Annotated in this window: 9 protein-coding genes; 4 read left to right on the top strand and 5 right to left on the bottom strand. The window is 69.0% G+C overall.

The features are described 5' to 3' along the window. Positions 1-352: 352 nt before the first annotated feature. Both ABZ348_RS34230 and ABZ348_RS34235 read right to left on the bottom strand, forming a co-directional pair. Positions 353-868, bottom strand: a complete 516-nt coding sequence (locus ABZ348_RS34230) for a lytic polysaccharide monooxygenase auxiliary activity family 9 protein (RefSeq protein WP_358939848.1) — start codon at positions 866-868, stop codon at positions 353-355. 752 nt (positions 869-1620) lie between these two features. Beyond that, on the bottom strand, positions 1621-2229 hold the full coding sequence (locus ABZ348_RS34235; protein WP_358939850.1) for a TetR/AcrR family transcriptional regulator: 609 nt from the start codon (positions 2227-2229) through the stop codon (positions 1621-1623). A gap of 62 nt (positions 2230-2291) precedes the next feature. Between ABZ348_RS34235 and ABZ348_RS34240 the strand changes: the two genes are divergently transcribed. Next, positions 2292-2774 (top strand): SRPBCC family protein, encoded by a 483-nt coding sequence (locus tag ABZ348_RS34240; protein ID WP_358939852.1) that lies wholly within the window; start codon positions 2292-2294, stop codon positions 2772-2774. 30 nt (positions 2775-2804) lie between these two features. Here ABZ348_RS34240 and ABZ348_RS34245 read toward each other — a convergent pair whose 3' ends face one another. Both ABZ348_RS34245 and ABZ348_RS34250 read right to left on the bottom strand, forming a co-directional pair. Beyond that, a complete protein-coding gene (locus ABZ348_RS34245; RefSeq protein ID WP_358939853.1) occupies positions 2805-3122 on the bottom strand; it encodes an STAS domain-containing protein in 318 nt (105 codons plus the stop codon). Beyond that, the gene (locus ABZ348_RS34250) at positions 3119-7291 is read right to left on the bottom strand and encodes a SpoIIE family protein phosphatase (RefSeq protein ID WP_358939855.1); all 4173 of its coding nucleotides are present in this window, start codon (positions 7289-7291) and stop codon (positions 3119-3121) included. Before ABZ348_RS34250 ends, ABZ348_RS34245 begins: the two co-directional genes overlap by 4 nt. A gap of 531 nt (positions 7292-7822) precedes the next feature. Here ABZ348_RS34250 and ABZ348_RS34255 point away from each other — a divergent pair. Then, positions 7823-8179, top strand: coding sequence for an STAS domain-containing protein (locus ABZ348_RS34255; protein WP_358939857.1), 357 nt, complete (start codon positions 7823-7825; stop codon positions 8177-8179). 103 nt (positions 8180-8282) lie between these two features. Here ABZ348_RS34255 and ABZ348_RS34260 read toward each other — a convergent pair whose 3' ends face one another. After that, positions 8283-8870: a hypothetical protein gene (locus tag ABZ348_RS34260; RefSeq protein WP_358939859.1), complete on the bottom strand. Its 588-nt coding sequence runs from the start codon at positions 8868-8870 to the stop codon at positions 8283-8285. Positions 8871-9480: 610 nt separating this feature from the next. Between ABZ348_RS34260 and ABZ348_RS34265 the strand changes: the two genes are divergently transcribed. Together ABZ348_RS34265 and ABZ348_RS34270 are read left to right on the top strand one after the other, a co-directional pair. After that, entirely contained in the window at positions 9481-10104 is a 624-nt protein-coding gene (locus tag ABZ348_RS34265) for an STAS domain-containing protein (RefSeq protein WP_358939861.1), read from the top strand. Between the two features lie 163 nt (positions 10105-10267). Further along, positions 10268-10696 (top strand): cold shock domain-containing protein, encoded by a 429-nt coding sequence (locus tag ABZ348_RS34270; RefSeq protein ID WP_358939863.1) that lies wholly within the window; start codon positions 10268-10270, stop codon positions 10694-10696. The last annotated feature ends 124 nt before the right edge of the window (positions 10697-10820 follow it).

The raw sequence follows: 10820 nt of genomic DNA on the forward strand, positions 1-10820 counted from the left end.
GTTCTCTGTTGGACCAGCACGCGCACACCCCGCACCACCACCGCGTCCCCCCTCGGGTGGCTCGCTGCCGGGGCGGTCGGCGCCTGACCGACAGGGATCTGTCGTGGTCCAACACCGGAGCGCCCGCGGGGGTGGTGCCGTACCGCCGATCACGCAGGAGGAGTGGCCCACATGCGCCAACTGCGCCATCGGTGGAGCACGTCGACCAGGGACGCGGTTCCCGGACCTGCGGCTCACCAGGCCCGGGAACCGGGCGAACGGTCACTCTGGAGCGTTTGACCGCGCCGCCCTCCCTGGAGGGACGGGGACTGCGGGTGACGCGGTCATGGAGTCCGCCTCACCGGGTGGTGCGTCAGCGCACGTCGACGTCGACGCAGTTGTAGAAGGCCATCGGGGTGTCGGCGATGTTCCACACCGCGAGAACCTTCTGCTTGCCGCTCAGCGAACCGAAGTTCACCTGGTGGGTGACGGACGCACCGGGCCGTGCGCCACCGTCGTTGTACTCGGCGATCTTCCGACCGCCGACGTAGTACTGCCACGTGCTGGTGGCGTGGCGCGCCGTCAGTCGCCAGGTGAAGCTGGTCGACTTGCTGACGGGAGACACCTTCCACCCCTTGCCGTCGTTGTCGAGCTCGGCGAATCCCGCGTTGCCACCGCTACAACTGGTCAGCCCCTTGGGGCCTTCCACGCTCTGGGGCTCGTACTTGATGGCACCGCAGGGGACGGTGTTCGCCGCGCACTGTGCCTGTCGGCTGGCGGGTGAGTTGATGTAGCCGTGCGCGCCCGCGTTGCTGGCGGGCAGGCTGAGGGCGAGGAGTGGGGCGATTCCCGCACCGATGGCCACGGCCATCTTCCTCTTTCCGTTCATGTCGGCTCCTTCTGTGGGGGGTCTGCACGCGTGCAGGACACGGAGGGGACAGGGCAGCGGCGTTGGAGCGCGTCCGCCGGAGCCGGAGACGGACCGTGGGGGGTCTGTCACCCGTACTCGCGACGTAGGCTCGATCCCGCCGTTGCTTGGTCTAGACCGTAGCGCTTGACGAGCCACGGTCAAGGCCTCTCCTCGGACGCCCCTTCACCCCAAGCCGTTTCTTGAGCCCCACAGCCCCCAGGATTAACTGAGGCCTGGATAATAGAAGGTTGAAGGAATCAGGCTGGTTGACCTGGGCAAACAACCATCTCCCGGCACGCCCGGTCGAGCACCTCCCTGCCGGCCTCGGACATTCCCAGATCTGGCTGAAATCCATCCCTCTGATCTTCCTTTGCGGAATGATCACCTCCTTGCGCCTTCCCGCACTTGGGACGCCCGCGAGCACCCAGGACGACTGCGTGATGGACCCGGAGTACTGGCCTCCACCGCACGTCCCACTCAACGGCCGCGACTGAAATGGACCCGCGGGGTCGCGCCCCGAGGAACGAACGCAGCCCCGAAGGGTTGTCCCGTACTAACTGGCGGATCAGCACACGGCGTCAGATGCGGTGCACCACAAAGCGGAGTGTCGGCCCGTAATGGGTACATCCGGGCAATTCAACAACGCAGCGCGGGGGCGCTGCCCGGGTCACCAGGCACAGCGGAGCGCCGTGGCCCTCGCTGTGCGCCCGCCGGGTACTGGGAGACGACGCCTAGACGGCGATCTCGCCCGCGAGCAGCCCGTCGAGCAAAGCCCCAGCGCACTGTTCGGCGAGTTCCTCGGCATGTGCGGGCAGGGGCTGACCGGCGCGCAGATGGCGGCGGACCGACGCCAGCGGGAGTTCGACCAGGGCAAGTGCGATGCACTCGGCCGCACCGGGGCCCTTGACGCCCAGGGCCGCGGCCAGGGCGGCGAGGGCCGCGTACACGCGCTGGTTGCCCAGGTCCGCGCGGCACCGGTGCTCCTCGGACCACTCCGTGCGCCCGAAGTCCTCAGCGCCGTAGAGGAGGAGCGCCGCCTCATCGGGGTGGGCACGGCTCCAGGCGATGACGTGGCGGGCCGCCGCACGCGCCGCGCGCTGCGGATCGACGTCCGCTCCCAGGGCCTGGAGATAGCCCTCCTGGAAGCCCGCGACCGTTCGGAGCCAGACCTCGGCGAGCAGTGCGGGCCGCCCGGGAAAGCGGTGGTAGACCGAGCCGCTCGGGGCACCCACGTCCTTGGCTACGGCGGACATGGTCACCCCGGTCGGACCCGATGCCGCGGCTCGCCGGACGGCGGCGTCGAGCAACTGGTCGACATCGAAGCGGGGTGGCCTGGCCATGGCCGAGAGAGTACCCTCCACCATATTAGAGAGCAGTCTCTATAAAGGTCTGGGGAGGACCGATGGGCGTCTACAACGTGCACGAACGACTGCTGACCGCCGAGAAGGACGCGGTGGGAGCCCTGGTCGACGCGCTGGCGGGCGACGGCGATCCGCTCTGGCCCCACGGCTCGTGGCCGCGCATGGAGTTCGACGGCCCGCTGACGACCGGAGCGGTCGGCGGGCACGGACCGATCCGCTACACCGTCATCGCCCACGTCCCGGCCGTCTGGGTGCGGTTCGCCTTCAGCGGGCCGCGCGGCTTCGACGGCTTCCACGAGTTCACCGTCCTCCCCGTCGACGACGAACACGCCCTGTTGCGCCACACGCTCGCCATGGAGACCCATGGCACCGCCCGCCTCACCTGGCCGGCCCTGTGGCGCCCCCTGCACGACGCACTGTTGGAAGACTCTCTCGACCGCGCCGAACTGGCCTGTACGGGCTCGGTGGCACGCCCGGCCCGGTGGAGTGCGTACGTACGCCTGGTGCGCCGCCTCGCCCGCTGAGGTTCTGGTCGACCGGGGGCGGGGCGTCGCTCAACCGATGGGCGCGTCGGGCAGATCGGGGTCGGGGCCGTGGACGACGGTCAGATCGGCGAGCCCGGAGAACGTCAGTACGGGAACCAGCAGCGCGCCCGCGACGAGTTCCAGCCGGTGCGCCTGCGCGAACAGCACGCTCAAACCGGCGCTGTCGAGGTACTCGACGTCGGTGAGGTCGACGACCACCCGATCCGGCATGGTGCCGAGCGCGGCGGCGAAGGCGTCGGTGTTGCTCATGTCGATCTCACCGACGGCCTTGAGGACGGGCGTTCCGTCCGGACGGTGTCCGGAGGTCAGGGTGAGCGGTGTGGTCATCGGGTGATCCTCGTATGCATGTCGACGATAGTGCCGCTCGGGCCTGGCGTGATGGTGACGTGCTGCATCATCGCGCGCATCAGGGCCATCCCCCGACCGCGGTGGGCGTTGAGTTCGGGCTGGGGCGTCTTCCAGTGCCCGCTGTCGGCGATGGACAGACGCAGATCGTTCACGAGTGCCTCGGCCCGCAGCCGAACCGTCTCCCCCGGGCTGTCGCGGTGGCCGTGCTCAATGGCGTTGGCACACGCCTCACCAGCTGCGACCAACACGTTCTGCACGGTCTGGGGAGGCAGGTCGCACTGGTCCAACCAACTGCGCAGGGCACTTCGTACGGGGGCCAGTTGGGCGGACTCGGCGGGGAAGGTCATATCGAGCGGAGCGGGATGGCGGTAGAGCAGGAGGGCGACGTCGTCGTCGTACCCACCGGCCGGGGCGAGCCGCTCCATGACCTGGGTGGCCAGCTCCTCGACGGCGGCGTCACGCCCGTCCTGAACCGCCTCGCCCGCTTGGTCGATGCCCACGGTCAGCGGTCGGCGCCGTCGTTCGACCAGCCCGTCCGTGTAGAGCAGCAGGGTGGCACGGGCCGGTACGGTGCACTCCGCCTCGGGGCGCTCGACGCCCGGCCTGACGGCGAGCGGTGCGAAGCGACCGCCGTCCAGGAGCATCGTGGTGCCGTCGGAGTACGCGAGGATGCCGGGCGGATGACCGGCGCTGGAGTAGGTCAGCCGTCCCGTCCCGGGGTCCAGCACACCGCAGAAGACGGTCGTGCACACGGCACCGGGGACGCTCGCCGCGAAGTGGTCGAGTGCCATCAGGGTCCGGGCGGGACTGGCGTCCTGGAGGAGCAGGGCGCGGCAGGCGCTGCGCAACTGCCCCATGACCGCGGCTGCCGCCAGCCCGCGTCCGACGCAGTCGCCGACGATGATGCCGATGCGGCCGTCGGGCAGCGACACCGTGTCGTACCAGTCGCCGCCGACTTCAAGGGGCCGGGTCGCGGGCTCGTAGCGGACAGCGAAGCCCTCGGGAAGCCTGGAGGGTCCCAGGATGGCCCGCTGGAGGGCGAGGGCCGTCTCGCGCTGCTGATCGATCTGGTGGGCGCGGTGCAGACCCTGCGCCAGATGCCCCGCCAGCAGCGACAGAAGCAACTGGTCCTCGCCGGTGAACGGCCGGTGGTCGCCCAGGTCCACCCAGAGCACGAGGGGGCCTTCCGGGTGCTCCAGGACGATGCTGGCCCCGGAGTGGTCGACCGTCAGGGTGAGCAGGGGCCGTTGGCTGAGCTCATGGAGGTCGTGGCGGCGTTCGTCGGACAGTTGCTGCCAGCTGATCGCCGGGTCGGTGGCGGTGAGGGCGGGCCGGTCACCGAGGCCGAAGACGGCCGCCGAGACGTGTCGGGCGCGCCAGAGCCCCTTCAGCTCCGCGAGTGCGCCGTCGAGCGCATCGGACAGATCGGTGGCCCGGGACAGGAGCGTGCTCAGGGAGGCGAGGGCGCTCTCGCGCTGGATCGCGTAGTGCTCCGCGGTGACGTCGCGGAAGGTGCCGACGGTCGCGCGGCGACCGCTGTCGGGGTCCTGCGCCTCGTTGAACGTGGCGCTGATCCACAGCCGGTGGCCGTCCCGATGGGTGACGGGGATGGTGTAGCTGCCGTGGGTCTGCCCGAGCAGTCCGGTGAACGCATCGGTGACCTGTCGGTGTGCCTCCGGATCGCGGGTCGCGTCCGGCCACCACGGATGGACATGCGGGTAGGGCAGGCCCTCCGGACCGTAGCCGAGGATGTCGGCGAAGGCGGTGTTGATCTCGATGATGGCGCCGTCCTCGTCGCAGACGAAGAACGCTTCCTGGAGGGAGTCGACCAGTGCGGTCCGCCAGCGGACATGGTGGCTGCGCAGCCGCGACAACTCCACGTTCGCCCGGACCCTGGCCAGGAGTTCGGCGGCGGCGAACGGCTTCACCAGATAGTCGTCGGCCCCGGCCTGCAATCCCTCGATGGAGGCTTCCTGACCGGCGCGCGCGGAGAGCAGCAGGACGGGTACGGAAGCGGTACGGGGGTCGGTGCGCAATGCGGCGACCAGGGCCAGCCCGTCGAGCCTGGGCATCATCACATCGCTGACGACCAGATCGGGTGCCTGGACGCGGATGGCGTCCAACGCGTCCTGGCCGTCGTTGACGGCGCTCACTTCGTAACCGGCTCCTGACAGCAGTCGTACGAGGTACTCGCGCATGTCGGCGTTGTCGTCGGCGATCAGCAGGGTCGCGGGGACGATGCGGGTGGAGGCGGTCGCCGCCGGGTCGGGAGCAGCGTCCCGGACATCCCGGGGGGCACTGTCCGTTGGGGCCGCGGGGAGCCAGCGCAGAGCTTCCTGGATGTAGGGGTGAGCCGCGGTCGACACACCGGTCGATTCGCTGACGGGGGCGACGGAGTCCGCCGGCAGATGTGCGGAGCCGAACGGCAATCGGATGGTGAAGCGGGTGCCTTCGCCCTCGGTGCTGTCGGCGGTGATGCTGCCGCCGTGCAGTCCGATGAGCTCCCGCACCAGCGCGAGACCGATACCGCTGCCCTCGTTGGAGCGGGAGCGGGCGTTCTCGATGCGGTGGAAGCGCTCGAAGAGGCGGGGGATCTCCTGGGTCGGAACGCCGATGCCCGTGTCCGTGACGGTCACCACCGCTGCGCCGCCGTCGGCGTGCAGCGACACACCGATCGACCCGTCGAAGGTGAACTTCAGCGCGTTGCTCAACAGGTTGAGCACCACCTTCTCCCACATCTCGGAGTCGATGTGGACGGGCTGGTCGAGCGGGGGGCAATCCACCCTGAAAACGAGCCCGGCCTGGTCGATCGCGGACCGGAAAACGCTGGCCAGTTCGGTGGTGACGGCGGCCAGGTCAACGGGCTCGTACCTGGCCTGCATCCGGCCGGCCTCAAGGCGCGAGAAGTCGAGCAGGGTGTTGACGAGCTTGCCCAGGCGCAACCCGTTCCGGTGCATCACGTCCAGCTCTTCGCGCATCTGCGGATCGGCCTCGGCCAACCGTGTGCGCAACTGCTCCAGCGGGCCCATGATCAGGGTGAGCGGGGTGCGGAACTCATGGCTGACGTTGGAGAAGAAGGCCGTCTTCGCCCGGTCCAGTTCGGCCAGTTCCTCGGCCCGCCGCTGCTGGGCCTCATAGCTGCGGGCACTCGCGACCCCTGCCGCGATGTGGCCTGCGACCAGGTCGACGAACCCCCGGTACCCCTCGTCCAGGAGCCGATACCGGTTCAGGGCAGCCACCACGAAGCCGTACGGCGTGTCCCCCTGCTGCAACAGCGGCACGACCAACGCCTGTACGGGCGGTTCCGATCGGTCGCCGGTGGGCAGTCCGGTGAACGGAGCGCCGTCGAGTGCCACCAGCACGGGCTCGCCTTCGGCCAGGTCAGCAGCGGGCCAGACCCCTTCCGGGTCATCGAGCGGCAGCACCGCAGGCGCCGCCGCGTGCCCGATCGGCATTCCGGTCGCACCGGCCAACCGTGCCGAGCCGTGGCCGTCGAAGAGATACGTCAGTGTGAAGGGCAGGTCCAGCAGATTGTGACCGAGTTGCTGGCCGCAGAAGGCCAACACCTCCTGCTCGGTGCGTACGACGGTGGGGTCGGAGCCGAGGTCCCGCAGTGTCGCCATCTGACGCTCGCCGATGACCCGCTCGGTGTCCTCGCTCACCACGCACAACATGCCCACGACCTGGCCCGCGTCATCGCGCAGGGGGCTGTAGGAGAAGGTGTGGTAGCTCTCCTCCGTGAACCCCGACCGTTCGACGAAGAGCAACAAAGCCTCGTCCCAGGTCGCCGTCGCCGTCGCCAGCACGGTGTCGATGCGGGGGCCGATGTCCTCCCAGATCTCCGCCCACACCTCACTCGCGGGCCGACCCAACGCCCACGGGTACTTGCGGTCCAGCGTGTCACGACGGTAGGAGTCGTTGCAGAAGAAGGTGAGTTCCGGCCCCCACGCCATCCACATCGAGAACCGTGAGGAGAGCAGGATGCTCACGGCCGTTCGAAGGCTCTGCGGCCATCGGGCGGGGGGCCCGAGCGGAGTGGAGTCCCAATCGACCTGGGCGAGGTGCCTGCCGACCTCCTCGTCCGCGGCGAATACGTCCGCTCCGTCCGCAACCGGCAACCCGCCCTCAGCGCCTTCGGAACCCGCCATGGGAAACCCTTCGATCCTGCCGGCAACCCCCGAATCGGCCGAAAATCTCCTCGGCCACAACGGGAAACAGCGACTTCCACCCGTGCCGTGCGTGCTTGCCGCACCGCCTGATCCCTCGCACCGCGTCTCGGCCGCCGCCTCCACTGTCGGAATTCGGGTACGCGATCCGTAGGATAAGGCAGCAGTCCGGCCAGCGAGTACGCGGGTACGGGACCCCGGGACGGGCGGAGACAGCGTGGCGGTGACGGAGAGTATCCCTGGCCAGAACGTGCTGCCCCCGTCGCCGGACGAGGTCCGTCCGCTCCACCGAACCCGTCGACTTCGCGCTCCAACACCCTCGTCATCGCGCGCACCCCGCCCGGCTGCGGTGGGCCGACAGCTCATCCGGCGACCGCCACGCGACAGGCTGCGGACGGTCTGCTGGCCGGAGTACTTGAACTCCTCACCGATCAGGGTGCGGCCGTCCACGACGGCACGGCACCGCTCGCTCTCCGTTCCCGTCCACCGCACCGAACCCGTACAGGAGTCCTGGTGACCGACCGCACCCTGACCGTCAGCGCTCGACCCCACCCCGTGGGTCCTCATCTGCTGACCGTGGCCGGTGAACTCGACCATCACACGGGGCACCGGCTCCGCGACGCCCTCGATGAGATCCCCTTCGAGTCCGGCGCGGGCTTGGTGATCGATCTGTCTGATCTCAGCTACTGCGACTCCACCGGCATCACCCTGTTGGTCAGCGCCTATCAGCGGGCGCAGAGCACCAGTAGTCCACTGTCCCTGGCCGGGTTGAGCCCCGATCTACTGAGGGTCTTCCGCATCGTCGGACTGGACCAGGTCTTCACTCTGGAGCCCAGCGTCGAGCACGCGATCAGCGCGCTACGCCCCTGATCGGTCCGAACAGGACGGTCTGCCGAGGTGAGGGACGGCCGTCCCGGCCGGGTGGAGTCGGTCGGCGGCCTCGCTCGCGCCGCACTCGGTGAGAGGTCGGCGCTCAGCCGGTGGGCCTGCCGATCTGGTGGTCGTAGAAGACGCGGGCGAGGGAGCGCATCAGCTCCAGTTGCTTTGCACAGTCCTTGATGACGTCCCCGCCAGCCATGAAGACGATTTCCTGTGTGTTGGCTTCCTGGCCGCCCTTGCGGGCGAAGCCGGCACTCAGCCGACCGGTTCCCGGATCGCCCGGGCAACTGGTGCGGAAGGATGCTTGCCGGCCGACCTCGGGCATGGCTCCGTAGCCTTCGGCGGGACCGCCGGGCGCACCCGCCTGGTAGCCGTCCCGCTCGGTGTAGACGTCGAGGCGATGCCCGAGGGGGTTTCTGGCGGCCGGTTCGTAGCCGCAGTGCCATCCACCGTCGTGCCAGTCGCCGTGGGCCGAGAGGGAGAACGCAGGACTGCCGAGAACCGGCTTCAGGAGCTCCGGGTCGGGACAGCCCGTGGTGTTCGCTTCGGCCCGCGCCTCGCTCTTGCCCTGATGAGGTGCTTTCGCCTTCTCCCCCTCTTCTCCAGGAGAACCGCAGGCTGCCAGAGCGACGACCAGGGCCACGGCGGTGACCAGGCGGCGGGACTGTCCGAGGTGGCGCACGGGGTGTTCTCTTCTCTGACGTGGGACGAACGTCCGCGATGATGTCAGACGTGGTGTGTGACGTCAGGAGAAGTGATGATTTCGCAGACGAAGTAAAGGTATTGGACCCATAGCTGGACGCCGCTCACGCCCATTCAGCCGGTTCGGCCCGTACCAGCAGGTCTGCTGCCATCCCGCAGCGCGCCGGCCCACGGCACGAACGACCCGCAGCGCGACGACGGCCCAGGAACGCAGGAGCTGACACAACATCACCTGTTGTCACAGGAACACCACTTCCCATCCCGGGTCACAGGATCACCTTGGGCCTCCAGGGGTTCCGAACAGGTAGAACGGGCCGATGGGGTCGCATGGTCGCGGGAGTCGGGGGCACACGAGACTGTAGGTAGCGGCGGCACCACGGACCGTCCGGGTGCGGCCACCAGACACGCACCCCCTCACCCACCGACCCACCCTCGACCCTCGACCCTCGACCCTCGACCAGGACTACAGCCTCGCTTCTCCCGGGCCCGCGCGTGCCCGGGGGCGACAGCGGACGCATCACCATGACGGCCCGTACCCCGGCGGACCGGCGGGCGCGCACACCTCACCCACTCGGCACGGAGCAGTCGTCATGATCACTCCCTCGTTACCTCCATTCACCCATCGGACCGTCTTCATTCCCCGCACCCATCGTCAGGGCGAGGGGGAACACGCCGTCATGCACGTGGCGGGCGAGATCGATATGTACACGGGCGAGTGGCTGAAGGCCGCGCTCTCCCTCTGCATCGCCTGCGGACCGACAACGATCCACCTCGACATCACGGGTGTGACCCTGCTGGACTCCAGTGGACTCGACTCGCTCACGTCCGCGCAGCAGGACGCCGCAGCGACCGGTGTCACCCTGCTGCTCACCGGGCAACCCGCACCCATCGTCGAACGGCTCCTCCGGCTCAAGGGCGCCGATCCCCTCCCCGGTGGCGAACCCAGCACCCCACCGCACCGCCATCCTCGATGGGCGCGCTGGGACCGCATCCCTTACCCACCGCAGTCGACGCCGGTGCCTGCCCCGCGCTCCCCCACCGGCCGCTGCCAGGGCCGACACCCCAGTCGTCCGAGCGTCCTACGTCGGGTCAAGCGGCGACGTCCGTTGCTTTCGCGGCAGCACGGCCGCAGCACGGTCGTCGCCGCCCTCATCCTCGCCCTCTCAGCACTCGCCGGGCTGGTGCTCGCCCTGTTCACCGACCCCAGGCGTTGACGGTCCCATCCAACCGTGCGGTGTGTTGCGCCGGATCGAGCCAAACTACGACCACGCCCGTCGGCCGCTCGGGACGCTGCTGTAGCCTGCCGGTGGCGTTGCACACGACGCCCGAAGCGGTCAGTGCCCAGTGGTTGTGGTTGAGGTTGGGGTGTTCTCAGTGGTGACAGGAAAAGTACTCAGTTTCGATGACGTGCGCGGCTACGGCTTCATCGCGCCGGACAACGGTACGGACGACGTCTTCATGCACGCGAACGACCTGCTGGACGACAAGTATCTGTTTCGTTCGGGGTCGCACGTCGAGTTCGAGGTGGAAGACGGGGAACGCGGGCTCAAGGCGTCGCGCGTTCGCATCGTCGCATCCGGTGGTGGTCCGACGCGCGCAGGCGCCGTTGCCGCACCGAGGCCGTCGACGCACCACAGGAGTGAGATCGAAGACGGTGATTGCGATCTGTTGTCGGCCGCCGAGTTCACTCAGGAGATCACCGAGGCGTTGCTCGCAGCATCGCCTTCGTTGACCGGCGAGCAGATCCTCCAGGTGCGCAGGCGGATCGTGGAGTTGGCCCGCACGCACAACTGGGTGGAGTCCTGATCCCGGCGCGGCCGGTGCACTGACACAGGGGCCGCGATGCTCGGCGTGTACGGGGCGATGCTGGCCCTCGACCTGCCCCCGTCCGATGCCGCCGAGTGCGAAGAGCGCGATGACCACGCCGAGC

The sequence above is a fragment of the Streptomyces sp. NPDC005963 genome (assembly GCF_040638655.1).
Classification (GTDB): Bacteria; Actinomycetota; Actinomycetes; order Streptomycetales; family Streptomycetaceae; genus Streptomyces.

Excerpts from the sequence above, each read along its gene's own strand:
- ABZ348_RS34240 (WP_358939852.1), top strand. The coding sequence starts at position 2,292 with ATGGGCGTCTACAACGTGCACGAACGACTGCTGACCGCCGAGAAGGAC.
- ABZ348_RS34230 (WP_358939848.1), bottom strand. The coding sequence starts at position 868 with ATGAACGGAAAGAGGAAGATGGCCGTGGCCATCGGTGCGGGAATCGCC.
- ABZ348_RS34250 (WP_358939855.1), bottom strand. The coding sequence starts at position 7,291 with ATGGCGGGTTCCGAAGGCGCTGAGGGCGGGTTGCCGGTTGCGGACGGA.
- ABZ348_RS34235 (WP_358939850.1), bottom strand. The coding sequence starts at position 2,229 with ATGGCCAGGCCACCCCGCTTCGATGTCGACCAGTTGCTCGACGCCGCC.
- ABZ348_RS34265 (WP_358939861.1), top strand. The coding sequence starts at position 9,481 with ATGATCACTCCCTCGTTACCTCCATTCACCCATCGGACCGTCTTCATT.
- ABZ348_RS34245 (WP_358939853.1), bottom strand. The coding sequence starts at position 3,122 with ATGACCACACCGCTCACCCTGACCTCCGGACACCGTCCGGACGGAACG.